We start from the raw sequence: 24,509 nt of genomic DNA on the forward strand, positions 1-24,509 counted from the left end.
GACAGGACCAGGCGGCGGCCGCGGCGATCCATCCGAGGTCCAGGCCCTGGGGTGCGTCGGCGTAGCGGCGCTACAGCCAGCCGGCCAGTTCGTCGGTGAGACGGGCGTCGTCGGTGTCCGGGGCCTGTCGGAGCTCGGCCGCCAGTTCCCCGGGGGTGTGTTCACGCAGGACACCCGCCGGGGCGCTGGCGATGGCCAGCAGGTTGTGTCCGTCGTCGAGTTGAAGCCACCGGTGCAGGGTCTCGCGCCGGCCGTGGGTGACCTCGTGCAGCGTCATGCGGGTCAGATCGGCGCCGGGGCCGGCGATCCCGCTATCCCCCACCGTGGGTACCGGGGCACCTTCCCCGCCGACGGCACCTGCCCCTTCGCTCACTCAGGCCAGCGCGTAGGCATCCGGTCCTCGCTCGCTCAGCCAGGTGCCGAAGTCATCCGGGGCACGGGTGGATGCGTCGCTCAGGGGGACCTTCTGCTCGGCGGCGGCGGTGGCCGGGCGCCGATGGCGGCGGCTGGCCGCAGCATGCTTCGCCACCGTCGGGCCGCAAGAGCCCGGCGGCCGGACCGTTCCGTCGCAAGGGAGCGCGAAGCAGGGCATGGGGCATGGCGTCCCGCCGTGCGGAACGTTCAGCGCCGCCCGATGTGCGGGGTCAACAGCTTGATCGCCGGCTGGTGGTCGTACTCCTCGGCCACGTCCAGGGGACGTGTGCCCGGCCGGATCGCGCAGTTCTGGGTCAGCGCCGAAGGCGAGCAGGATTGCGGTGGTGTGGACGGTGAGCGGCTGGCGGCTTTGGGCGCTGTCCGCGTGAAGTGGTCCACGTGGGTCATCCAAGCGCACGTCCCGGCATGACGACCAGGGTGGAGGTGTCGAATCCGGGCTCACTGGTGGCTCACGCATGAGGAAACCCCGCCAGGGACCACCTGGCGGGGTTCGGCGTCCGGTCCCCCGAGATCACTCCTCGTGCAAGGCAGCTCGCAAGCAGGCGATCAGGTCACCGGTCGGAACCTCGGTCCAGTCGTCCCCGGGCACCCCGACGCGCCTGACCTCATATCGTTCCCTGTCCACCTCGTGCACTAGAACCTGACGGCTCGTTCCGTCCATCGCATCAACACGCAGGCGCACGGCACCGTGCGTGATCGTCGGGAACGTGTTCCGCAGTTCCTCATCCGCACGGAGGCGGCGCAACAGGTTCCAGCGCGGTCGGTGGAATTCGGACGACAGAAGGTCGGACCACTGCGAAGAGGTCGGCTCTCCGTTCTCGAGTGCCCTGACGAACTCGTCGAGTGTCATGAACTCGAACGTTTCCGCCAACTCGTCGAACGCCATGCCATCGCGCCACGCGGCGATGGCCTCCACGAGCTGCCCGAGATCATCTGTTGAGCCGATGTGCCAGGTGAACCCGGGGATGTGGACGGTCAAACGGAAGAGGCGTTCCCCGGTCGCGGCACCAACCGACACGAAACCCCTCGCTGTTTCGATGGTGAAGTCGTCGACCGCCCAGGGCGCGAGCCCGATGTCGCATCCGCGTGACGTCGCCGCCTCTTTCATGGCCAGAGCCAGGCCGCCCGAGGCGGTCACGTCCGGGTACAGGTCTTTCCCGGGGTTGCTCATGTTCTTCGTGTCCCTCAGCAGTGGCAGTATCCGATGACCGAACCCTTTACAGGGTCCAGTTTCCCCAGCACCGACAGGTCCGGCATCTCAGTCGGCGGGTCCAGTCGCATTGCGCCGTTGGGGCCCGACGGGGAGTAGAACTTCACGGAATCCCATGGGCGTTGGCCGTTGGCGACAGCTCTCGCGATCATGGACATCTCGTAGTCCGTGGCATGCCCGGCCTCACCCGCCCTCAAGCCGCGCTTGGCGGCTTCCATGAAGCCTCCGAGGTCACTCAGCCCAGTCATGTTGACGTGCAACGTGACGCTCGGGTCGGCGACAGCCATTTCCGCCAACCGGGCGAAATCCTGCGGGGACACGTTGGAGAAGGTGGTGAACTTGTTCTCGGGGAGCTTGGCCCACTCGTCGAGTGCCCCCTTGTTCTGCCACCCCAGGGCGACCTTGCAGTTGTGGACGAGGACCGGGGTGGCGCCCGCGAGCACGAAGAACGTGTGCAGATCACCGACCGTGAGGTCGTACACCGTACGCGGAGACAGGTCCGGGCGGTCGAGGAGGGCGGTCACCCGGCGGATGGAACCGTCCGGGGTGCGCAGCCGGTCCCCCACATGCAGGTCTGAGACAAGCGTCCACCCGCGTTCCACCACGTAGAACCTGTGGCCGGCGGTGCTGGTTAGCTTCCCCCCGCCGGCAACGGTGATGTCCACCAGCCGCCGGGTGTCGTGCTTGAAGGTGTCGGTGACCTCTCGGGTCCGCAACTGGCCGGTGGCCGGGTTCATGGACCTGACGAGGTCCCCCACACCCACCTGGCTGATGGGCCGGTGTGACCCGTCCGCCATGAGCACTTCGGTGGCACCGGGGAAACTGTTGGTCCGGCAGGCGGTCCGCATCTCCTCGGTGAGTCTCGCCGACCGCTCGATACCTGCCAGCGCGTCCGCGTCCATGTGCAGCGTGCGCAGCGCCTTCAGCGCGTCGGCGACTCCGATGCCGGTGCGCATGGAGGCGTTCACTGTCCTGACGGCGTCGGCGAGTGCGGCCAGAGGCTTCTCGAGCGGGAGATAGTTGGCGAGGCTCCAGGCGCAGCCGCTGGCACTGCCGTGGAGGCAGTCCATCATGTCGTCGGCGAAAAACGAGAAGAGGATCGATCCTGCCACGTCTCCGAAAAGGCTCTGCCATCCGGCGCGGACGATGTCCTTGCCGGAGAAGTGGTGCTGCCAGTTGTCGATCGGGACGTTCTTCAAGGTCGCCCGCTTAAGGAACTGCCATGCCGACTTCGGGCAGCCGTCCGCTGTGGCCTGCGCGTCGTCATCCGTGCACAGGTAGAAGTCGGCGTCGTAGGTGACGACGAGGTCGTACGCCGCGTCGCAGCCCTTGAGGGCTGCTTGCGGCATTCCCGGGCAGGTGCCGATCTGCTTGGAGTTGACGATCTCGACGGTGGACTCATCGGGCACGGCGAACACGCCGGGAATGCCTGTGCCGGACCCCTGGGAGCGTCGTTTATCGGCCTCCGCCTTCTCTGCCCGGTCGGCGGCCGCCTGAGCCTCCTTGGCGTACTTGTCGGCGTCCTTGGCGGCCTGTTCGGCCTCGGTGGCTGCGGCGTCGGCGCGGGTGGCCGCCGCGCGGGCGTCCTTGGCATCCTGTTCGGCCTGGGACGCCGCGGAGCGGGCCGCGGCCGCGTCGAGTTCGGCGGCGTCGGCCGAGTCGCGGGCGTCCTTGGCGTAGCCCTCTGCGTTGCCGGCCGCCTTGTCGGCGGCAGCCGCGTCCTCGCCGGCCTGCTTGTCGTACTGAACGGTGCGGGCCAGTGAGTCGGCGGCCTTGGATGCCGCCTTGGCCGCGTCGGCCGCGTAGCCCAGCGCCTCCTTGGAATAGGTGCGGGCGTCGGACGCGTACTGGGCGGCATTGGCCGCGTGCTGGTACGCCTCCTTCGCGTCGCCCTTGGCCTGGTCGGCGAGTTCCTTGGCGGCCTGGGCCTCGGCCGCCGCGTTCTTGGCATGCGCGTCGGCGACGGCCTGCTGCTGGTCGGCGATCGTCTTCGACGCCTGACCGGTCAGCACGACCAGGCCGGCCGCCGAGTCGGCGTCGACGTAGGCCGAGCCGAGCTGGACGGCGTCGTTGGCCGGGGCTGCGACCTGCTTCGCCGCCTTGCTCGCGTCGACCGCCGCCTGAGCGGTGACATGGGCGAAACCGGCGGCCTTCGCTGCGGCCGCGAGTGCCTTCCCGGCCTCTGTATTGGCGGCATCGGCCTGGGTCTTGGCGTCCTTGGCGTGCTGCTCGGCCTCGTCGGCGAGTTTGACGGCCGTCTTGGCCTCGGCGGAGGCGTCCTGGGAGGCCTTGATGGCGTCGGCGACCGCGCTGGTCGCAGTCTTCACCGCCGCGTCCGCCTTCAGCTTGTCCGCCTGGGCGGCGTCCGCGTCGGAGCGTGCGCGCTTGGCAGCGGCCTCGGCGCGGGTGGCCGCGGCGTCGGCGTCGGCTGCCGCCTGCGTGGCCGCGTCGGCCTCGGAGCGTGCCTTGGTCGCGGCGGCTTCGGCATCGTCGGCTGCCTTGTCGGCGTCGTTCGCCGCGGCGCGGGCCGCGTCGGCCGCGTCCCCGGAGTCGAGCGAGTCGGCGTAGGCGTCCTTGGCGTCGGCCTTGGCGCGGGCCGCGTCGGCCTTCTGCTCGGCGTCCCACGCGTCGTCGCGCATGTCCTTGGCGTGGTCGCTGGCCTTGACCGCGTCGTCGCGCCGGTCCTCTGCGGTCTTCTCGGCTGTCTCGGCCTTGTCCTTGGCGTCCTTGGCCTTGGTCGCCTCGCTCTCGGCGTTCTTGCGGTGGTCGGCGGCCTCAGCCCGCTTGGCGGCGGCGTTCTCCTTCTCCGCCTTGGCCGTCTTCTCCTCGGCCTCCGCCGCGAGCCGTTTGGCGTGCGCGTCGGCCGCAGCGGCCTTCGCGTCGCCCTCCGCCTTCAACGCGTCGGAGAGCTTGGCCTCCGCCGTCTCCTTGTCCTTCTTGGCGTTGTCCCGGTGCACCTTCGCCGCGTCCGCGGCCGCCTTGGCCTGCAGCTCGGCCGTCTTCGCGGCCTCCTTGCGGAACTCCGCCTTCGCCTGCGCGGCCTGCGCCAGCCCACGCTGCGCGATGGTCTCACTGTCCCCGGCGGAGGCACGGGTAGCCGCCTCGGCGGTCTCACCAGCCTTCACCAGCGCCTGCAGCGCGGCGACAGCCCCCTTGGTGACCTGCGCCTTCTGCTGCCCAACCAGCAGGCCGCGGCCACGCGGCGCGCCGCTCGTGTCCGCGATGCCGTAGGCGGCCTGCACAGCCGAATCCGAGGTAGTGGCGGCCTTCTGCGCCACGGCGAGCTGCGCCTTGAGCACGGCCAGCTGCTTCTTCGCACCGGCCTGGGCGGCGGCGACACCGGACTTCGCCTTGTCGAACTGCGCCTTGTCCGGGTAGTCGAGCTTGTCCGTGCCGTCGTGGCCGGTCGGCTTGATGTCGAACTGCTGCGCGTCGGTGCCGTTGCACGTGTACAGCTTGGCGTCGTTGCCGTTGTCGAAGGTGTGCATGTCCAAGCACTTGCCCGTCCCCGTGTTCTTCAGGCTGGTGGCGCCGCGCAGCTCGGACGCCCATATCTGCGACGGGGAGTCCTTGCACGACGAGATCTGGATCTTCGTGCCGTTCGCCGTGTTGTTCCCCGCCACATCGAGGCACTTGAAGGCGTTGACGTTCTGCAGGTGCAGGCTGTCCTCGCTGCCGTAGAGCACCCACTTCTGCGCCGCGGAGCCGTTGCAGGTGTACACCTGGACCGGTGTGCCGTTGTCCTTCTTGCCGCCCTGGACGTCGAGGCACTTGCCTTTCGCGGCGTGCACCTCGATGACCGTGGGACTGTCACCGACCCAGCCGAGGCCGCCCGGCAGCCAGTAGTCCTGCCAGCGGGTCAGGTGATCGGCGACCCAGGAGTGGCCCAGCATGTCGCTGAGCGCCTTAGCGCCCTTGGCCAGGGCATCGACAGAGTCCTTGTTGGCCCCCAGGATCTGGTTGCGCTGAACGGCCTGGGAGGCGACTTCCTGCTGCCACTCGTCGGCCGCGGTGGCGGTGATGTCACCCAGCACGTTGTCCGGGTCGAGCGGGTCACGCCAACCGCATGCAGTGAACCGGGACTTCACGTCCTCCACGGCGATGCGGTACTCCGGCGTGCCCGGCTGCGGTGCGCTGCGCGGGAAACCGCCGGAGGAGAGGAAGAGGCGGGCGTCGTCCGCTCCCGCGTTCGTGGCCGGCCCGCCGTGCATCCATCGGAAGGCGTCGTGCTCGGCGAGCACACGGTTCCACTCAGCCTGCGTCGTGCCGGCGGGGTCCGGGTCCGTGCCGTACAGCGGGGTACCGAGATCGTCGACGGCCTTGAGGGTCTTGGCGTCGGCCTCCGGAGTGGCGTCCTGGTAGAAGTCGTCGTCCTTCTGCCAGAACCGGTCGGCGACCCACTTGCTCAGACCGGTCTGGTTATAGAAGCTCTGCTCACCGTCGGGCGGCCAATGGAAGTCGGTGACGGTGAACCCGCCGGGAGTCGCCAGGCCATCCAACGGCTTAGCCCACGCGCTGCGTTGAGACTCGAGGTCGTCGGCCTGCTTGCTCGCCGCGTCGCGGTCCTTCTTGTACGCGACGGCGAGCGGCGTCTGGTCCCAGTGCTTCCGGTCGGCCAGGGTGTGCAGCTTGTCCGCGGGCTGGTTGAGAGCGTCCTGGGCGGTCGTGGCCATCGTCGGACCGCCGAGCCGCAGCACGTCGGCCATCAGACACTCGTCCTGCCGCAGTTGCTCGGCAGCAGTGTCCTCGTACCAGGGATAGGAGTCGGCCACCGGCTCGACGCCCAGGCGGGTCAGCCCGGGCTGAACGGCCATACCGGCCACTACGGCCAGTGCAGCCACGGAGGTGACGGCGGAGGTGAATTTTCCTGCTCTTCGTGTTCCGGGCATGCGGAACCACGGTTTGGGGTGCACGAAGCATCCCTTTCTGCGTCTTCGGGGGGCGTGGGCCGGAGGTCGGCCGAAGAGCAGGGTGACGTGTGCTGCCTGATGGTCAATCAGCGGCTGGTCAGGCGCGAAGACTCAGGCATGCGGATGGCCGGTACGGCGGCATGATGTCGCGGCCCCTCCCCCGTGAGCGACGGCGTTCCCCCGGTCGCTTACTGATGCACGCACGTCGTGTAAATGGTCAGTTTCCACCGCGCGCGACTCACACCCTAGAGAATCGTCGACCTGTTCGTACAGACGTTCCAGGCGAGGTAGGTGGCCCTGACCGAAAACACCCATCCGTCGACCGTTGATCCTCGAAACTCGACTCCTGCCCAGCCCCACGGCGATCCGGCACACGACGCCTACACAACAACGACACACAACCCCCGCCTACCCGCCTGGATTTGGCTGGATCTCGACTGTGCGACTCGGCGACAGCCCGGATCGTGAACCAGCTCGCCGAGGACAATGTCCACGCGACGAGACGTGAGCCGTCGGCGGCGCGGCCCTCTGTCCGCGCCGCTACCCTGCGAGATGTTCGGTCGCGGTGCGGGAGATGGCCGTCGTCCTTCTCAGTACCTCTTCCCGCACTCGGCCAGCGGCCGGTGCGCACGCAGATGAAAGCGGCACGCTCGCAGAATCAGGTCACCCATGGGCGCACCACCAGGTCCCCGCCGGCATCGATCAGCAGCGGTGCCTGGACGTGATCGGCCTCCCATACGCGATTGCGCCAGGGGGTCGCCCGTATGCCGAAGACGTCGTGCGCGCGTGCCGCATCCGGTCCTGCGGCAAGCCTGCTCCTTCGGCGGCAGCCACGTGGACGGGTCCTGGTCTGCCTTGGACCGATTCGAGGCGGCTGAGACCGCGATCAGTGCCCGGTGGTCGCCCAGGTCGCTCTTTCGCCGTTTAACTGGAGGCGCCTGAGTCCCCGGCCTCGGCCACCGCGACGGTCCTGACTTCGCACTTGCGGTCGGTCGTTCGGCCAACGAGACCGATTGCCCAGGGCGTAGTTCGACCTCAGCCCGCACAACCGGCGCGTGGACCGGCGTTCCCCGAGCGTGCGCGTGCTCGGGGAAGGCCGGCGACATCACCGGCGGGCGTGGCGAGGAGGCTCTGCGGCCGCGCTCCGCTTCATGCGCGACGCGGCCTGCGTCCGGCGGCTCGATCAGCGATTGTCAGGGGCCAGTTGGCACGTTGCGGTCGTCAGTGCGGCACCACTGCGGCATTTGGGCGTTGGGCCCGTGGTGCGCCGCCGTTCGTGCTCGGTCGACGTGTGGCCCCGAAGCGATTATCCGAAGACCTGGACCTGCCTGCCCTGCGCTCCCACGATGTACACCAGGTTGCCGTTCGGGTCGTACTCCCAGTAGCCGGCCTGCACGACGTAGGTGCCGTTCGAGACGCCGATGGTTTTCGTATTGAACTGGATCGACCCGTCGGCCCGGTTCGAAGTCAGCCATTTCCCCAAGCAGTCGAAGTTCGCGACCTGGGTGGTGGTGTGGTCGGAGTTGACCTTGAGTAGTTGGGCGCACGGGAAGATGCTGATGTTGTTCGGATTCTTGTAGTTGATCTCCCCGTATATGCCGCGGCTTCCGTCCCCCCATCTGCAGGGCAACTCAGCGATGCCGTAGGTCTCGTCGGCGTAGCCCTTGTCCCGGCAGCCACCGCCTCCGGTGTTGGCCGATGCGCTCTGGGCGACGGTGACGCCGGTGGTCAGCAGCGTGCCGACGATGGTGAGCGTGGCGGCGGCCCGCTTGACGCCCTGGCGGCCGAGTGTCTTTCTCATGATCTTCTCCTCTTCGTCCGGGATGTAGAGCCAGCCTGAGTGGTGGACGCGCTCTCGTTGTGAGGCTGTGCCCTCTGCAGCGGCCCGGGGTGAGGTGACGGTCAAGGCTGGCCGAGGGCTTCAGGTGCCGATCATCCGGAGCCCCCCACGGTGGTGACCAGGCAGAACGGCCGGAAGAAAGCACCGGCAGTTTCCCGGCAGATACCCCTGTGGTGTACTCGCCTGCGCAGGTCCAGATCATCCGGCGGGAGCGTGATGGGCGAGGGCGGATTCGGGGCGCTGTTACGCGCCCGGCGCAGCGGGGCCGGGCTGACGCAGGAGGAACTCGCCGAACGCTCGGGACTGAGCGTTAGGGCCATCCGTGACCTCGAGCGCGGCAGGGTTGCCCGGCCGCGCCGGGAAACCGTACGGCTACTCGCCACGGCCCTCGGCCTGCCAGAGGACGAGCACGAGGAATTCCTTCGACTTGCCCGCCATGTGCTGCCGCCGGCCCGACCGGGGCGCGCCGACGCCGAGTTGCCGACCGCTCCCGCCGCGATGGCACCCATCGACCGTGACGATCCGCATCCCTCAGTCGTCCCGCCAGACGAACCGGCCATGCCCCCAAAGGCAGAGGCAGCCGGCCACCGGGCCGGACACGCACGCCGGAAACGCACCGCGGCACGCTACGGCACTCTGCTCACCGCGCTGTTGACAGTCACCGCACTCTCCTCCGATCAGGGCTCGCCACCCGCACTGCCGTCCCGCCCCGGCCCGCGCGTCTTCCGGACCACGAGCAGCGCTGCCTATGCCGCCCGGATCAGCAACAACGACTCCAGGCCTCCTTACGGTCCGCCGTCGACCATCGGGGCCGATCTGTGGGTGCTGCACGCAGTCCCCCGCGGCGAAACGCTGATCGTCACCGTCGCGCTCACCGGCGCGAGCTCGGGTGCGGTCACCGTGACCGACACGGCCGGCAATACCTACCGGCCGGCCGGGCATATCAACGACCGCGGCCGCCTGCTGCTCTTCGCAGTCGTCGGTGCCAAGCCGCTGGACATGCTCGATCGGATCATCATTCGCTGGCCGCGAGCCACCGCTGCCCAGACCGCGGTCGATGCCTTCCGGGGAATCACCGCCGCCGGACCATGGATCGAGGGCGAATCGGACCCCCGCGACAGCACCGAATCCATCAACATCGGCGATCTGCCACTGTGCACCGAAGGCGACCTCCTCTTCACCGCCATGAACGCCCCAACCGGCCCCGCCGCCCAATTCCACGCGCCCTGGCAGACAGCGCCCTGGCAAACCGTGGACGTGGATCTACCACCCCGAAACCCCACGCTCACGACGGCCTACCGCTCCATCACCTCCACAGACAACGACTGCACCGTCCGCGGCACCGCGACCCCACCATGGCAGTCCATCACCCTCCCCCTCCACGCAGGGGCAGGGCCCCACAGCACGCGCTGAGACATGCCCAAGGGCGCGATGGACCGCGGCCCAGTGGTGGACCGGCCAGATCGTGGCGTACCAGCTCGATCCCGTGCCCCGGAGCGAAGCTGATCCACGAGGTCTGAGAGTGGGCCCACCGACGTTTTCTCCTCCGATCGCTCGAGGCGCCGCAGGTCGGCCCCGGCGCTCTCCCGCTGCTCCGGCCGAGCCGCAGCGGGCAGCGCGGCGTCGCGGTGCGGCTGCGGGGATCACTTTGCACGGCCGTGCCGCGTCAGCGCGCCGCTGAGGCCCGCTGCCACTCCACGGTGTCGGCGAGCGGCCGAGGCCGGGCCGTCGCGGCGCCGGTCACCGGGCGGAGAGACGCGGCGGGCGCAGGCGCCGGCCTCGCCCGGGAGCGAGTAGGCGCTGCCGGGCGGGCCTCGCGGACGCTGCTGTCAGATCCGGAACGCACGCATTGCGTCCATCTTCCGTGCGGTACGCGTACGCCTCAGGGACAGTACGCGTACGCCTCAGGGACAGGCGCCAGAGGACGGTGAGGAGCCGGGCGGCGTCGGCGGATGTCCGGCTGGCGGGCAGCGCCTCCAGCAGGCACCACCCAGCCCTGGGTCGCTCCGCGTTTCCCGGCTCTGTGCAAGGCGCCCTGAGCGCGACGGACCGCGGCGGCCCGGCGGTGGCCGGCTGCCTGTCGGCTGCCTGGGGTCGTACGGGCTCGGTGGTCACCCGGGTTCGGGGGCGGTGACGGCCGGGGCGGCGCCGAGGAGGCCGAGGAGGGTCTCGCGGTGGAGGTCCGCGATCGGGCCGAGGAAGTCCGGGTGGCGCAGCAGGGGGGCCGCGCGGTGGTCGCGCGGGCTGGGGATGGTCAGCCGGCGCGCGTCGCCCACGCTGTCGGGGCCGTGGTGGGTGGCGGCCAGGCAGGCGGCGGCCAGGGCGGCGAGGTCGGCGTCGGCCAGCAGGCAGGCCGCCCAGCTGACGACGGTCTCGTCGACCTGGGTGCGCCAGGCGTGGGTGGCGTCCGTCAGCGGGGGTGCGTCGGCGCCGGTGACGAAGTCCAGCCGGCCGGAGCCGCCGGGGCCGAGCAGGTCCAGCAGTTCGGCGTCCAGCGCGGTGGGGTAGCGCAGGGCGGCGGCGATGGTGGCCGCATGGCCTGCCTGGGCTTCGGCCAGGGCCTGGTTCAGTGGGCCGGTGGCCGGGGGGAAGGCCGCCAGCAGCCAGCGTGCGGAGGCGGCGATGACGGGCGAGAGCGCGGTGGGCATGGTGGACCGTCCTGTGCGTATGCCCGCCTGTCCTGGGTGTTCCGGTGTGGGTGATCCGGTCGCGGGCACTGCGCGCCCGGGCGGGGAGGTGCGGACAACGGTACGGCGGCCTCCCCCGGGGGCGACAGGAGCTGCGTCACAGCCGGGGATCACCCCCTGGCTTTCGGCACTGGCTCCCCACTCCTTCACCGGGGGCGCCCGGGTCAGCCGCGCGCAGGTGACGTTGATGGTCGCCAACACGCTGGCGCGCGAGACGCTCCGAGAGGCATTGGTCGCCACCTACGTGTGGGGGAAGGGAAAGAGTCCTCCTGCTCGCGCTGCCGGCGCCATGCCTGCTCCAAGCGCCGCTGCTCCTGTGCCTGGGCGCGCCGGGTCGCTTCGTCTTCGGGAGCCGGCATGAGGTGCCTCTGGCGGCGCCGCTGGAGTTCCTGCCTGCGCTGGAGCTCTTGCTGCTGGCGTGCGGCGCGGCGGTCCGCGGCCTCCCGACGAACTCTGTCGGCCCGTTCCGCCCGTTCGGCCTGCTCCTGGCGTCTGCGGTCGTGCTCGTTCTGTGCGCGCTCAGACTGGGCGGAGGTCCACCACAGGCGACGCTGCACGTAGTGGCCCAGGCCGGAGACGCGTGCTACGGACGTGTAGTGCGGCAGGCTGGCCTCCCAGTCCGTCGACCACCCTCCAACACTGCCCGGGCTGGTCGGGGGCGCTGACCCGTACGGCCGGGACCAGGGGCACCCTGGCCTGAGAGGACGTTCAGGCACCGGAGAACATGTGTCCCATGAACGGTGCGTCAGAGCGTGAGATCGTCGGGGACCGGATCAAGGTCTGGTTCCGGTTCGTTCCTCGCGAGGGGTGGTTCCCGCAGGACACTGAGGGCCTGTGGGCGACGAGGCTCAGCGCGGACACTGCCCGCGTGGACAACGTCCCGTTCCTCCAGGACGGTGTCGCCCAAGGGGACGTCGTCCGCTTCCGAACGGACGACGATGGACTGCACTGGGCGACCGGGCGAATCAGCACCTCCGGGAACTGCGCTGTCCGTGTGGTGCCGATCCCGTCCGGGCCGCTGGGCCGCAGCCCCGAGAAGGTTCACGAGCGCCTCTCGGACTTTCGACTCGGCGGCGAGGTCTTCAGCGCCGAATTTCCGATGGTGGCGTTCGACGTGCCGAGCGGCACTGACTTCGCGGCGCTCAAGCGGCTGCTGGTCCGCGGCCAGGACGAGGGTTGGTGGCACTTCGAGGTCGGCAGTGGTACTGAGGCGTTCTGGAGCGCCTAGTCCTTCGGGCGCTCCAGAAGTTCGGCTTCCAGCGGCGATGCGTTTGTCGGCGAAGCGGAGGTTTGAACGGGCGCCTTCGAGGCGTTCTTGCAGGGTTCGGTGTTCGCGGGTGAGTTGGTGGACGCGGTGTTTGAGGGTGGCGTTCTCGGTGGTCAGGGGCTGAAAACCATATGCGGAAGGTGTGCCTTCGCCCGGACACGAGGCGCCTGGGGCCAGGTAGCGAAGGTAGTGGTGCCGCTTCTCCGGCCGTGCTCACGATGCCGACGCGGAGGGCTTCCGGGCACGCCGGCGGCCCGGAGACCGCTCGGGCTGCCACCGAGCGGTCCCGGCTTCGGATGCCGAGCGGGTGACGTTCGGACGGCCAGGCGCGCTTGGTACTTCGAGCAGTCCGTGAGCCGGGGGAGCAGGGTGACACCGCGTGCAGCACGCCGATGTCCGCCGAGGGATGCGGCAGGCCGCATCCCGTAATGGATCAAACCCGTCACCGGCCCCCGACCGGCTTCGACTGCCCCGCCGTGCCCTGCCCGGCGACTCCCGCTTCCCTCTTCGTGAAGGAGATGCATGCGCAAGCGCGCCGCCCTCGCCGTCCTCAGCACCGTCACGGCGCTGACCGGCTTCGTCGTCCCCGGTGCCTACGCGGGCGAGACCCAGACGGACGTCCAGATCAGCGACGTCTCCTTCGACGGTGGCAAGAACATCGTGGTGGGCCTCGACTCCAAGACGATCACGGTGTCAGGGACCTTCACCCACCCGTCGGGCATCCAGGACGCGGACTTCGTCCTGTGGCGCGGACCGGAGGGTGCGAACCCCTACGAGGCCTACGACGACCGCATCGTGTCGCAGCAGTTCCACTACCACGCGGACTGCGTCGCATCGAGCGCCACCACCTCGACCTGCTCGCAGACGATCTTCCTCGAGCCGGACTGGCGGTACGGTGGCACCGCGCTCGCCAACGCCCACGCCGGCACGTGGAAGGTCAGTGTGCAGGGGGTGGCCGACGACGACAGCTGGACCCAGGCGGCGAGCTACACCACGACCCGCCTGCAGCGGTACTCCAAGCTCACCGCGAACGCGGGCCCGGAGCCGGTCGCCAAGGGCGCGACCCTCACCGTCACCGGCAAGCTCACCCGGGCCGACTGGGACAACCTCGCTTACCGCGGTTACACCAACCAGCCGGTCAAGCTCCAGTTCCGCAAGGCCGGCACCACGACCTACACCACCGTCAAGACCGTGTACACCTCCAGCACCGGCAGCCTGACGACCACGGTCCCCGCGTCGGAAGACGGCTACTGGCGCTGGAACTTCGCGGGCACCTCCACCACCCCGGCCGTCAAGGCGACCGGGGACTTCGTGGACGTGCAGTAATCCGTACGCCGCCCCCGCGTCCTCGCTCCCCGAGGGAGCGGGGGCAGCGGCCACGTGGCAGCCAGGGCATCCACCTCGCCGCCATGGCGAACCGCGTCTGGGACGAGCCCCTGGTCTCGCGCGCCTTCGAGGGGCGATGTGCCGTCTTCGCGGCAGTGAGCCAGCTGGGGATGTACAGCCCCATGGCAGCCGCTCGGCCGTGAAGTACCACCGCCGGACTCGCTGTCGACGGCGGACTCGCCGCCAGGTAGGCGAGCTGGGGGAGGCTGGCCGGTTTGCGTGGCCCGGATTCCGGGTCGAGGCGGTTACATGCCTCGGCGAAGCGGAGGTAGGTGTCGATGCCGGCGATGACGATCCGGGAGCGTGAGCACCGCGGCGATGACGGAGCGGAGTTCCTGGTCGTCGAGGACGGCCCGGTAGTCCCGGTAGTGGGAAAGCCGCTCATCGCGGGCCTCGACGAGGCTCAGTGCCCGCCGTGCGGCCGGCGTGACCGTACCGATGCGCAGAAAACCGCGGAGTGCCTCGGCCAGGTCGCCATAGCGGTCGTCGTCCCCGGTGAAGGGCACGACGACCTGCTCCAACACCGCCAGGCTGGCACGGGGATCGCCGGTGATCGCCCACAGGGCGACCGCCGCCGTCGCCCTCCCGTACTCGGTGTTCTCCATGACCTCACGCACCCGTCCGGCGTGCGCCGCGGCGGCGGGGCCGAAGTCGGACAGGAGGAGGACCGGCCCGTACGGCGACGCTTGCTCGTCGTGCACCGCCTCGCCCAGGAGTCGCAGGGCGGTGCCGTCGTCACCCCCCGCGATGCGCCACGCGGCCCACGCGATCTTCTGGTGGTTGCCCGGGTGGTCGAGGACGACCGCGTCGCGCACGGCGGAGGCCGTCGAGGCGGCACCGGGACCCATCGCCAGCAGCACGTCGACCACGCGCAGCGAGTACCGCGTGTCCTTGAGGAGCGGCAGGACGACCGGGAGCACGGGCAGCGCGTCCGGCCCCCATTCCTCGGCGACGTGCAGCAAGGTGCCCATGATCTCGCCGTGGTCGCCGTGCCGCTCGTGGTCCTGCCGCACCTCCTCCAGCAGCGCGGGCAGCAGGACGTTTGCGTGCTCGCGCAGCGGCGCGAGGACTTCGTGCATCTCCGGCCGGCGCGGATCGCCCGCCACCCAGCTGCGCCCGAACTGCTCCCGGTAGGGCGCCCAGAGCGACTCGACCAGGCCGGGGAGGCCGCGGGGGTCGCCCAGCCGGACCAAGGCCCAGCGTGCGAAGTCACCGACGGTCCCCTCGATCCAGGAGATTTCGTCGGTCCCGGGATCGTCGAGCAGTGCCGCCAGGCGGTCGGCGTACGGGCCGGAGTCAGGGGCGAGCATTGCGATGAGGTGCGCGGCCTTGAGCCGCACGCAGTCGTCGGCACAGTCCAGCAGCCGTGCCGCGAGGGGCAGCACCGTCGGTGCCGCGGAACGCCGCAGCACCAGGTGCCGCCACGCCTCGTCCAGGACAACCCGGCGCAGCCCGTCATCCGCGGTGCGTTCCGCCGCCTCAGCCAGCCGGGTCACGAACGACAGGGCGGCCACAGGGACGTGGTCGAGGAGACCGGACACCCATGCGGCGACGTCGTCACGGGCGAAGGGGGTCTCGACGTCCGGCAGCCACCAGATCCGCTCGAACCGGGGCCGTAGGGCCGGATCGGCGAGGACGTCCAGCAGCAGGTCGACATGCCGGAGGGGGGCGTCGCGGTCGAGGGACGCCCGGGCGATCACGGCCGCCACCTTCATCACCGGCTCGTCGCCGCGCAGCACCCGACTCAGCACCGCCTCCACCGCACCGGCGAACCGGTGCCGGCCGCCGAGCGACTCGGTCTCAGGCACGTCGGCGGCCGTCGCGGCGCGGGTGCCCAGCTTGAGCAGGAGGGGCAGGCGTACGGCCGGGTCCGTCTCGGCGTGCCACCGTTCCAGCAGCGCGTCGTCGTCCGCGAGGAGGAGGGCGGCCCGCCGGACGCTCGGCGCGGGGTCCGCGAGGAGAGCCGCGATCTTGTCGCCCTGACGCCGCCACTGCTCCCGCCACGCTCCGTGGGTGCCCTGTTCACCGGCCTCGCGCGCCGCACCGTCAAGGGCGCCGAGCAGTTCGACGAGAGTCACTCGTGCGCCGTTGGCGGGGTCGGAGGCGAGCGCCGTGAGGAACGGCAGGGCCGCGGCCGCGGCCGACGGCAGCCCCCCTCCCGGCGCAAACAGGCAGAAGTACAGCGGGTCGCAGTCCTCATCCGTCGCCGCCGGGCCTCGCCAGACCAGGCGGCTCAGCGCCCGCGGGACCTCCTTGACCGGATGGTGCTCCGGCACTCCCGTCCGGAACCGGCTCCAGTCCACCGCGTCCACTGCCTCGACCGAAGTCCCCGCCACTGCAACCCCGTTCAATGCCCCGTACGTCGACCGACTGACATCCTGGCATCGACCCAACGGGATGATCGCCTCGCGGTCTCGACGAGGATCGGGAGGCGGACATCCCGGTCGTTGCAGTCCGGCTTCCTCGCGGGCAGCCCGGCGGACGCGTTGTTCCACCTCGAACCGATTGAGTCGCTTCGTCTGTGCGTACCGGGTGACTGCTGCTTGTGCGCGTGCTGCCGCCTCGAACCACGCACTGCGCTGATGCCGCCGTTCCTCGTCACAGCTCAGCTGTTCCAATCTGCGGCGGGTGTGGTCGGCGGCCTGCTGAGCTGCGATCAGCTGCGTCCCACCACTCGGCGGTCGCCGGCCGGGAACCGCCATCCGTTCACGTGCCCCTCTGGGACATCGGCTTCCAGAACGCGCGGGCCCCCTCGCACGCCGAGCCGGGGGCAGAGCGATGCAACCCCAGGGCTCCTGGAACTCCACGGCCCAGAAGCGCTCGCGCCGTCGTCCGACTGCGGAACAGGATCGGCCGATATCAGCGGCGCGATCCGGTCCCGCAATCGCATCAGTGATCGCTTGCCGGACAGGTCCGTCCGGTCAACTGACCACTCATTGAAGAGGCACGCTCCAGACTCAGCTCTTGATGTCGACGACCTTCAGGTTGGTCGGGTAGCCGCCACCGCAGTTGAGCGTCGCCGCCTTCTCCATACCGCGGGTGCGGTAGCCGGGGTCTCCCTTGTAGGGGCCGTGCGTGCTGCCCGGACCGGCGCACATGGCCTGGACGTTCCAGGTGCCGCTGCCCGACGTGCACCAGCCCACAGCCGTGTGGATGTCGGTGTGCGAGACGTACGCCGTGCAGCCGGACGGACCGCCGGGGGCGGCCTGGGCCGCCCCCGTGGCGCCGAGTACCACGCCTGCGGCCAGGAGGCCCGACGCCGACGTGGTGGTGACGAACTTCTTGAGTGTGCTGGTCATGCACCCTCCCCGTTTCGAACGGATCTTCTAACCCGCGCGAAGGTAGTCCAGTACGAGGATGGGCCGCGTCATGCCCAGGAATGACTAAGACAGGGCACCTGATGGTGTACAGCAGTCGCCGCTCGCCGCAACTGTGGCAGTCGACAACTGACGAACAGCCATCACCAGAGGTTGTCCCGTACCCGGTGTGGCACTTGGTGCGTTGCCATGGTCATGGGTGGGGTGATCTCAGCGGATGATCCGAAGTGGATCGAGCCGTTCTCCGGGTTGACCGAGGTGCAGTTCGGCAAGCTGGTGGCGTTGGTGCGGCGCCGTGGAGGTGACGTTCAGCGAGGCAGGCCGTGGCGGCTGCCGCTGGCGGACGGGGTCTTGCGGTGGCGACGTACTGGCGGACCAACCTGACGTTGCGGCAGGTGGCGCCGCTGTTAGGGGTTTCGAAGTCCGGGGCCGACCGCATCCTCGATCACCTCGCACCCCTGCTGGCGATCTCGCCGGCGCGTCGGCCGCGCAAGGACACCGTCTACATCGTCGACGGCACCTTGGTGCCGACCCGTGACCGGAGCATCGCCGCCTCGAGCAAGAACTATCGGTACTCGACCAATCTGCAGGTCGTCATCGATGCCAACAGCCGCCTGGTTGTGGCGATCGGCATCCCGCTACCTGGTAGTCGCAACGACTGCCGGGCCTTTGCCGAGTCCGGTGTCGACCGGGCCTGCCGCGGAGCTCCGGTGATCGCAGGTGGTGGCCACCAGGGCACCGGCCTGCTCATCCCGCACCGCGAACGGCGCGGCCAGAAGCGTCTGAGCGCGCAGCAGGAGGCGGAGAACACCGTCCACCGCAGGGCCCGAGCGCGGGTGGAACATGCGCTGTCCCGTTGAAGAACTGGAAGGTCCTGCGGGACTGCCGTCTCAAGGGGAACGGCAAGTCCTACCGGTACTCGGGACGGTCGAGCTTGCGGGCGGCTTCGTGGCGGGTGTGGACGCCGAGTTTGGCCAGGACTGAGCCCACGTGATGTCCGGCGGTCTTGGGCGTGATGTAGAGCCGGGCGGCGATATCTGCGTCCGACAGGCCGTCACCCAGCAGTTTGAGGACGTCCATTTCCCGGTTGGTCAGTCCATAGGGGTTGCTCCGAGTAGCCGCTCGCGGGCCGGAGCGGACGGGGCGCACACGCATGACGGCGCGGGCGCGAGCTGCGGCGGGCCGGGAGCCAAGTCTCTCCAAGTCGGCCAAGCCTTGGCGCAGCGCGGTGTCGTCTGCGGAAAGGCGGGCCATGGCGGCGTTGTAGGGGCAGCCGAGTTCTTCCCACAGCCGTGCGGCAGCGGTGCTGTCTCCGTTCAGCTCCAGCGCGTAAGGTCCGACCGCCGGCACGGGCGGGGGTGTGCCCCCGGCGCGATGGATCCAGCAGGCCAGGGCACCGGTCAGCCAGGGGTGGGCGCGCTCTGTCAGTGCGGCCAATCCCTGTTGTGCCTCGGCCTGCGCGCGCTCGTCGTCTCCGGCCAGCCAGGCCGCCTCGACCCGGGCTTCCCATCCGAGTCCCATGTCGCGCAGGCAGTTGGCGTCGACGAGGCTTGCTGCCTGCTCCAGCGGTGGCCATACCTGAGGCTCGCCGCAGCGAGCCCGGACCAGGCCCAGCACGGTCAGGGCTATGGCCCGGTCGATCGGTGGTGAGAGGGGATGGGACAACACCTCGTGTGTGGCGTCGGTGGCCTGATGCCACGCGCCCTCATTCAGCAGCATCCAACTCTTCATGGCCTTCGTGCAATAGAGGAAGGTCAACAGCTCGTGTTCAAGGCAGTAGGCCTCCGACCGCTGTACTGCGGCCGCAGCTCGAGTGTTGTCCCCCTGCAGCAGGAGGTACCAGCACATGAGCATCGCCATGAAGCCTGCGTCGAGTTGCAGATCCTGCGCCATCGCGCTGGACACCGCTCGTTCGCACTCCTCCCAGCCACTGCCTTCGCAGAGCATGCGTGCCGCTGCAGGGTGGAACTGCGCCTGGACGACCAGCCCCGCATCACCGAGCCCCCCGCCCACGTCCATCGCCCTCTGGGCATAGGCGTAGGCCACCTCTGCCCCTTTGTGGTCGTAGACGGACAGCATCGACAGGTTCAAATACGCCCTGGCCAACTCCGCACTCGGGGACAGCTCTTCGAGCGTGCGCACAGCCTCCAGGCCAGTGTCGAGGGCCTCGGTGCTCCGCCCGGCCGGCCACAGCATGTACGACAGCCAGCGCAGGTCCTCGCCCTCGTTCTGCCTGTCCCCCAGCGCATGACGCAGCTTGACCGCCGTCCGGCGAGAAGCGATCGCCTCCTCAAGGTGACGGGCCAGGAAACAGGTCAGCGAATGGCCCTCCCACAGAGCGGCCTGCCGGTCGGGCGGCAAGCCGCCGGCGTACCGCAGCGCCCGGGTGAACTGAGCCGCTGCCTCCCGGTGCGCGCCCAGTGTGACCGCATGAGCCGCCGCTGCAGGGGCGTACTCAAGCACCGCGGTCTCGTCGCCGGCTGCTTCGGCGTGGTCCGCCAGCAGAGATAGATCAGCCGAAGCTACGGCGCCGGACCGCATTGCTGCGAGCACCTGCCGGTGTACTTGCAGGCGGCGGGGGGCGGGGACGGCATCCAGCACCGCCAGCCGGATCAGCTCGTGGCGGAACTCGATGGTGTGCCCGTCGGTGCGCAGGATGCCGCTGGCGACGGCTTCCTCCAGGGCGTCCTCTGCGTTCGGCAGCATGCCGGCTACAAGCTGCAGTGAGCCCGGTGTCCCAGGACGGCGAGTACATCGGTGATGTTGCGCGCCGGGCCTGAGAGGCCGCCCATGCGGCCGGCGACGGCTTCGCGCACTGTGACGGGGAGGCTGCCGGCTGGGGTGGCCAGGATCTCGGTGACCAGGAACGGGTTGCCGGCGGAGACGCGGTACAGATCCTCCACGTCGATGGCATGTCCGGTGGCCAGACGGGCCACGGCCCCGCGGCTGAGCGGGTTCAGAGTGTGGCGGGACACCCACCGGTACCCGGCCAGGGTGCCCAGCAGCATGGTCAGCGGATGGGTGCGGCCGATCTCGTCGTCGCGGTAGGTGGCCACCACCAGCGCGGGAACGGTCGGCAGGCGTCGGGCCAGGTAGCTCAGCAGGTCCGTGGTGGCCTCATCCGCCCAGTGGACGTCCTCAATGACCAGGAGGCTGGGCCTGCCGCTCAGATCGGCCAGCAGGCACTCGAAAACCTCACCAGGATGGCCCGCGCCGGCCACCGCTCCTCTCAAAGCGGTGCCCACCGCCTCGCCGAGATCGGGGGCCAGGTCCATGAGCGGCCCCAGCGGGCGCGGGGTGGCCAGCGGGTCACAGGCCCCGACCAGGACCCGGACGTAGGGATCGGCCAGCTCGACCAGATGCTCGACGACGGTGGTCTTGCCGATACCGGCCTCGCCGCGCACGAGCGCTACCCGTCCAGGGCCGCTCGTGGCTGCCGTCAGGTGACCGGCGAGGTCCTGGAGCACGGTCTCTCGCTCCAGCAAGTCCATCACCCGTCATTCTCCCTCCTGGTGCCGAGCAGGTGCAAAAGATCGGAATCCGGTCGGAATGAGGCCAGGCGGCCAGCAGATGTGCGATGTGTGTGGCGTACCAGGCGAAACCGTCGGATGCGGTGGGCAGCACATAGGGTGTGCCGCGTAACTCGTGGGGTGTAGCGGACTGGAATTTGGGGCGTGGACCCGATGTGCCGCCCGTTGCCGCTAGCGCACGCTGTCTGTGTCGAAGAGTTCCAAAGCCCCGAAACCCGTACGAGGTTCAGGCGCAACGGAACTGATTTTGGAGCACTCCGCGTCGGATTGCCGACCACCTCCACTGGCTGTGTGATGCCAGCGCACTCCGACCGCTTCATTGATGGCTGCCATCGACACAGAACCCTCCTGAGGGCAGCCCAAAGCCGACCTTCAGTTACTTTAAGTGATCACCTGGATCGACCATGACCATCATCAACGACTTCCTCCAAGGGCTTGCCAACGACGGCTACCCCTTCACCGCAGACGCGAGTGATTCCGAGTTCTGTATGCAGCACGGCTGGCACACCGGAGAGGACCGCTGCCCTGACTGCTACCGGAGTTTCTTGATTGGGCTCCGTGATGTGAACAAAGCCTTTCATTCTGTGGTGATCGACCCATGAGGCTGAACACAGAAGATCCTCCATGCGCCCACGCCCAACGCACGACATCCACGTGGAGGCGCACCCAAAAGCGGCGACGACGCACTCGTACCCGCTCTGAAGACCGAAGTGCTGAATTCCACCGAAAGGGGAGAACCCATGCGTAGTAATCGATTCCTATTCGCACTCAGTCCAGCGATCCTCGCCTCTCTCGCGCTCTCGCCGGGCGTCACCGCAGAGGCAATGGCCGCCTCATCTCCTGCCGCGGCAGCGACGGTGGCACCCAGCGGGTCCGACAACAACGGCGGCAAGGCGGAAACGCCGGTTGCACCGGGTCCAATCGACCCGCCTCCGGGGTCCAAGCAGTTGGGCTGGGGGGGTGGTTACGGCCAAACGCCGGGCGACTCGACCGGGCCTGGCTACGGTGGCAGGGGCACACTTGAGAAGCCTCCCGACTGGGTGCCGGGGAGCAAGCAGGACCCGACTCCGAAGAACCCGCCGGTGGACTGGCCACCGCCCCAGCCGAAGAACCCGCCGGTGGACTGGCCGCCCCCCAGCCGAAGAACCCGCCGGTGGACTGGCCGCCGCCCCAGCCGAAGAACCCGCCGGTGGACTGGCCGCCGCCCCAGCCGAAGAACCCGCCGGTGGACTACCCGCCGAACACCTACCCGCCGATGTATCCACCGGGGACCCATCCGTGGCCGAAGCCGAATCAGCACCCCAACAACTGGGGCAATAGATGGGGCAGCAACTGGGGCAATAGGTCCGGGAAGCAGGGCGTCAAGGTCTGCACGACGTACTGGAAGTACGGCGTCAAGTACAAGACCTGCTCCTACAGCCGCTGGTAGTCCGCACCGGCTGAGGATGGCCAGGCCGACTGCTCGCGCAATCGAACGATGCGAGGTATGTGAGGGCTTCGCATAATGTGACAGCCCCGACCCGATGCGGGTGCGGGGCTGTCATGCGTACCGGTCAGCGCTGCGCCGGGGTGAGGACGGTCTCCCAGCCCCGCCGGGGGAGGGCGGGCGGCGTGCCCAATGCCTGGTGGTTGCGGGCTGTCGGAACGGTCTCTGGCCGATGCCATCTCAGCCGAGATGCCCTTCCGAGTGGCGGCGGGTGCAGTGCCTGGCCGACTTCCCTACAGGGAGCTTTTCTGTGAATGACTCGCGAGCGCGCCGGTGAAAGGTTGGGCGCAGCGGAGCACGGCCGGGCGAGAAACCGATCCAGCGACGCCTGCATAGTGGTCCGCTGGTGGGCATGGGCGGCGGCGGCAGGCTATGCGGGGGGCAGCATCCCGCTGCGTCCACCAGGCGTCGTGGGCGGGGGTGAATTCGTCCGCTGAGCGGGTCTGTTCGAGAGCGGTCGAGCCGACGAAAAGGGGCGCCGACCCCGGGGTGCGGCACGGCCGGGGACGCAATCCTTTCTGCCCAGACGCAGCGCAGGGCTGTTCCGTATCCCCCCTCTGGCACTCATCATCCGGTCGGCGGCGGTCGTCACCCAATCGGCCGCGATCTCGACCCGGGCGGGATCGAGAACTCCCCCACTCTCCTTCGCCCAGCGGGAACCACCGGTCGTCGGGTGGAGATGCGGTAGTCGTCGGCGGGGAAGCCGTCCACCAGACGCAGCACGGGAATCGGGGCGGTGCGCGTGCGGACCAAAGCCCAAAGGGTGACCGTGCCGGTGTGGCGGTCGACCTGGCGGCGCGCGACCCCGCGAAGGCCCGGGTGCCCGAGGGGGGGTGGAGGCGGTGCGCGGCGACCATCACGACCCGGCCCCCCTGCGGGAGGCGATGACCGGCGCGAGCGCCGCGTTCCTGCTGCGTCCCCCCGGTCCCGACGAGGGGCAGGACGCCGCCCTGGTCGCGGCGGCCGGCGCCACAGGGGTGCGCCGGCTGGTGAAGCTGTCCGCCGTCGGGACGGGCGAGCCCGCGCTCGGCCCCTTCGGCCGATGGCATGTCGACGGCGAACGGGCCGTGCGGGAGAGCGGGGCCGAGTGGGTGGTCCTGCGGCCTTCGACGTTCGCCTCGAACTCGCTGAGCTGGGCCGGGGCGCTCCGGGCGGGCGAACCGGTGCCCAACATGACCGGGGACGGGACCTCGGGCGTGATCGACCCGCGTGACGTGGCCGCCGTGGCGGTGCGGGCCCTGCTCGACGGGCGGTACGCGGGGCGGACGTTCACCCTGACCGGGCCGGAGGCGATCAGCCTTCCGGACCAGGTGGCCGTCCTCGCCTCGGTGCTGGGCCGCCCGCTCACCACCCGGAGCCTCGCACCGGACGAGATCCGTGAATTCCTGCGTACCACCTGGGGCTTCGACGACGCGCAGGCGGAAGCCGTCGTGCTCAGCACCGCGTTCGTCCGGGACGGGGGCAACGCGGCGGTCACCGCGGACGTACCCGAGGTGCTGGGCAGGCCGGCCCGGACGTACCGCGCGTGGGCGCGAGCCCACACGGAGGCGTTCGGCGTGTAAGCCGGATGTCGGCTTGTAGTGCTTCGTTACGTCGGGTGATCGGTGATGGAGAAGTATTACCAAACACCCCCGGCGGGACGAAACGCTCTTTTAGGTGTTCGTGGGCCGCCGCCGGTCAAGACCGTGGCCCCGGTGGCCGGGGCACCGCCGTTGGTCCGGCGTACTACGAGGCACTTCCCGAGCCCGGCTGGAGCGCGCTGACGCTCAGGATGCCCACCGTCCCGGCGCAGCCCGTCGAGGTGTAGGCGACGTAGATCGGGGTCGTCTGGCCCGGCGGGTAGACCTGCAGGTACTGCGCGGCGGTCGGGTGGCACTGCGCCGCAGGGTAGTTGCCGGCATCCGTGATCCGCAGCAACGCGTTGGCGGTGGCCCCCGGTGCCAGGCCGGAAGCCTCACCACCGCCCCGACCCCGCCTGGAACGGAACCTGCCTGATTGGGCCCCCTGTCGCAGTACGACAGTCAGCTCCCAGGGGCGTCGAACTCACATGTCCCGTACGGTCATCAAGGACAGGCCCGGCTCCTGACAGGACGAGCCAGGCTGGCGGCCCCGTGCCCCCTTCGCACGTGACGCGGGGCCGCTCCCCCGCGACGGCAACCCACACCCCACCGCCTCGTCAGCCGCCTCGACACCTCCCTGGCCGCTCCCGAGGAAGCCGCGCATCGGGTGCGTGCGCGCCTGCGCTCCCTCGCCCGCCACGCCGGATCACCAGGGTGGGACGAAGACGACGAGGACGCCGACGGGGACGAGGAAGGTGAGGAGGACGAAGAACTCACCGCGCGGACCGCTGCGGTGCTGCGGACGGCCTACTGTTACACCCACGAACAGGTGCATGACTGAACTTGGAACGGCGAGCCATGCGGGAGCCGCTTCCGTGACCA

Annotated in this window: 19 protein-coding genes and 1 pseudogene; 8 read left to right on the plus strand and 12 right to left on the minus strand. The window is 69.7% G+C overall.

Features of this window, described 5'->3' with window-relative positions; translation table 11 throughout:
- Positions 1–70 precede the first annotated feature (70 nt).
- From B446_RS35935 to B446_RS00240, 5 genes are all read right to left on the minus strand, one after another.
- Positions 71–322: a hypothetical protein gene (locus tag B446_RS35935; RefSeq protein ID WP_020937378.1), complete on the minus strand. Its 252-nt coding sequence runs from the start codon at positions 320–322 to the stop codon at positions 71–73.
- A 299-nt stretch (positions 323–621) separates the two neighbouring features.
- Positions 622–822: a hypothetical protein gene (locus B446_RS41050; protein ID WP_420010333.1), complete on the minus strand. Its 201-nt coding sequence runs from the start codon at positions 820–822 to the stop codon at positions 622–624.
- 124 nt (positions 823–946) lie between these two features.
- The gene (locus tag B446_RS00230; protein ID WP_020937380.1) at positions 947–1,606 is read right to left on the minus strand and encodes a hypothetical protein; all 660 of its coding nucleotides are present in this window, start codon (positions 1,604–1,606) and stop codon (positions 947–949) included.
- Between the two features lie 14 nt (positions 1,607–1,620).
- Positions 1,621–6,459, minus strand: a complete 4,839-nt coding sequence (locus tag B446_RS00235) for an RICIN domain-containing protein (protein ID WP_020937381.1) — start codon at positions 6,457–6,459, stop codon at positions 1,621–1,623.
- 1,402 nt (positions 6,460–7,861) lie between these two features.
- Positions 7,862–8,356: a hypothetical protein gene (locus B446_RS00240; protein WP_020937382.1), complete on the minus strand. Its 495-nt coding sequence runs from the start codon at positions 8,354–8,356 to the stop codon at positions 7,862–7,864.
- 255 nt (positions 8,357–8,611) lie between these two features.
- Here B446_RS00240 and B446_RS36565 point away from each other — a divergent pair, with 255 nt between their 5' ends.
- Entirely contained in the window at positions 8,612–9,808 is a 1,197-nt protein-coding gene (locus B446_RS36565; RefSeq protein ID WP_043474393.1) for a helix-turn-helix domain-containing protein, read from the plus strand.
- Positions 9,809–10,506: 698 nt separating this feature from the next.
- Here the strand turns inward: B446_RS36565 and B446_RS00250 are convergent.
- The gene (locus B446_RS00250; protein WP_020937384.1) at positions 10,507–11,043 is read right to left on the minus strand and encodes a hypothetical protein; all 537 of its coding nucleotides are present in this window, start codon (positions 11,041–11,043) and stop codon (positions 10,507–10,509) included.
- A gap of 19 nt (positions 11,044–11,062) precedes the next feature.
- Here B446_RS00250 and B446_RS41055 point away from each other — a divergent pair, with 19 nt between their 5' ends.
- The 3 genes from B446_RS41055 (at position 11,063) to B446_RS00260 (ending at position 13,675) form a co-directional block, all read left to right on the plus strand.
- Positions 11,063–11,443, plus strand: coding sequence for a hypothetical protein (locus tag B446_RS41055; RefSeq protein WP_420010347.1), 381 nt, complete (start codon positions 11,063–11,065; stop codon positions 11,441–11,443).
- A gap of 372 nt (positions 11,444–11,815) precedes the next feature.
- Positions 11,816–12,310 (plus strand): DUF4265 domain-containing protein, encoded by a 495-nt coding sequence (locus B446_RS00255; RefSeq protein ID WP_020937385.1) that lies wholly within the window; start codon positions 11,816–11,818, stop codon positions 12,308–12,310.
- 561 nt (positions 12,311–12,871) lie between these two features.
- Complete coding sequence (locus B446_RS00260) at positions 12,872–13,675, plus strand: hypothetical protein (protein ID WP_020937386.1); 804 nt, start codon at positions 12,872–12,874, stop codon at positions 13,673–13,675.
- Positions 13,676–13,980: 305 nt separating this feature from the next.
- Here the strand turns inward: B446_RS00260 and B446_RS39465 are convergent, their stop codons facing one another.
- Both B446_RS39465 and B446_RS00270 read right to left on the minus strand, forming a co-directional pair.
- Entirely contained in the window at positions 13,981–16,071 is a 2,091-nt protein-coding gene (locus B446_RS39465; protein WP_162473331.1) for a hypothetical protein, read from the minus strand.
- A 621-nt stretch (positions 16,072–16,692) separates the two neighbouring features.
- On the minus strand, positions 16,693–17,034 hold the full coding sequence (locus B446_RS00270) for a hypothetical protein (protein ID WP_020937388.1): 342 nt from the start codon (positions 17,032–17,034) through the stop codon (positions 16,693–16,695).
- A gap of 213 nt (positions 17,035–17,247) precedes the next feature.
- Here B446_RS00270 and B446_RS00275 point away from each other — a divergent pair.
- Positions 17,248–18,046 (plus strand): annotated as a pseudogene (locus B446_RS00275) (transposase).
- Here the strand turns inward: B446_RS00275 and B446_RS00280 are convergent.
- Together B446_RS00280 and B446_RS40000 are read right to left on the minus strand one after the other, a co-directional pair.
- Entirely contained in the window at positions 17,962–19,758 is a 1,797-nt protein-coding gene (locus tag B446_RS00280) for a helix-turn-helix transcriptional regulator (protein WP_237751095.1), read from the minus strand. The pseudogene B446_RS00275 and the gene B446_RS00280 overlap by 85 nt on opposite strands.
- 5 nt (positions 19,759–19,763) lie before the next feature.
- Complete coding sequence (locus tag B446_RS40000; RefSeq protein ID WP_237751096.1) at positions 19,764–20,543, minus strand: AAA family ATPase; 780 nt, start codon at positions 20,541–20,543, stop codon at positions 19,764–19,766.
- Positions 20,544–20,986: 443 nt separating this feature from the next.
- On the opposite strand from B446_RS40000, the gene B446_RS00285 reads away from it, so the two are divergent.
- From B446_RS00285 to B446_RS00290, 3 genes are all read left to right on the plus strand, one after another.
- Positions 20,987–21,184, plus strand: coding sequence for a hypothetical protein (locus tag B446_RS00285; protein WP_020937390.1), 198 nt, complete (start codon positions 20,987–20,989; stop codon positions 21,182–21,184).
- 551 nt (positions 21,185–21,735) lie between these two features.
- Positions 21,736–22,011 carry a hypothetical protein gene (locus B446_RS38885; RefSeq protein ID WP_148305706.1) on the plus strand — a complete coding sequence of 92 codons (276 nt, stop codon included), beginning with the start codon at positions 21,736–21,738 and terminating at the stop codon, positions 22,009–22,011.
- Between the two features lie 899 nt (positions 22,012–22,910).
- Positions 22,911–23,630: an NAD(P)H-binding protein gene (locus B446_RS00290; RefSeq protein ID WP_237751097.1), complete on the plus strand. Its 720-nt coding sequence runs from the start codon at positions 22,911–22,913 to the stop codon at positions 23,628–23,630.
- A 163-nt stretch (positions 23,631–23,793) separates the two neighbouring features.
- Here B446_RS00290 and B446_RS36585 read toward each other — a convergent pair whose 3' ends face one another.
- On the minus strand, positions 23,794–24,093 hold the full coding sequence (locus B446_RS36585) for a DUF4232 domain-containing protein (RefSeq protein WP_078614577.1): 300 nt from the start codon (positions 24,091–24,093) through the stop codon (positions 23,794–23,796).
- Between the two features lie 240 nt (positions 24,094–24,333).
- Entirely contained in the window at positions 24,334–24,462 is a 129-nt protein-coding gene (locus B446_RS40695; RefSeq protein WP_272945899.1) for a hypothetical protein, read from the minus strand.
- Positions 24,463–24,509: the final 47 nt, after the last annotated feature.

Origin of the sequence: Streptomyces collinus Tu 365 (genome assembly GCF_000444875.1) — a bacterium.
Lineage (GTDB): Bacteria > Actinomycetota > Actinomycetes > Streptomycetales > Streptomycetaceae > Streptomyces > Streptomyces collinus_A.